This is a genomic window from Paenibacillus algorifonticola (assembly GCF_050481745.1).
Classification (GTDB): Bacteria; Bacillota; Bacilli; order Paenibacillales; family Paenibacillaceae; genus Pristimantibacillus; species Pristimantibacillus algorifonticola_A.
This window is the reverse complement of sequence record NZ_JBCNGR010000053.1, coordinates 1-310: the sequence shown is the minus strand read 5'-3', so window position 1 is coordinate 310 and position 310 is coordinate 1. Positions and strand designations below refer to the sequence as shown.

The 310-nt window shown below is 46.8% G+C and carries 1 protein-coding gene; it reads left to right on the top strand.

Annotation, left to right across the window (positions count from 1 at the left end; translation table 11 throughout):
- Positions 1–213 (top strand): TetR-like C-terminal domain-containing protein (locus tag ABEW34_RS30105; protein ID WP_430165001.1); only part of this gene is annotated, 213 nt, incomplete at its 5' end.
- Between the last annotated feature and the right edge of the window lie 97 nt (positions 214–310).

Sequence of the window (310 nt, the reverse complement as noted above, 5' to 3'; positions counted from 1 at the left end):
GTCCGTCCGCGACGTTTGGAAGCAAGGCAGCTGCTCATGCGAGGGGTAGAGCGCGGGGAGTTGAAACGGGAGCTGGATATTGAATTGAGTATTGATTTGCTTTATGGACCGATTTTTTATCGCTTGTTAGTTACAGGAGACGGGCTGGAGGAAAGCGTGATTAAGCAATTAATAACGGTCGCTTTCGAAGGACTGCAGCAAGAGAGGGGATAGTAAGCTGGTAGCAAAATGGGATGAAAAGCTTAAGCCTTTATCCGGAACTTTACGAGGAGCAAAGATTTATACTTGTTTGATTAGCCACAAGCAGGAG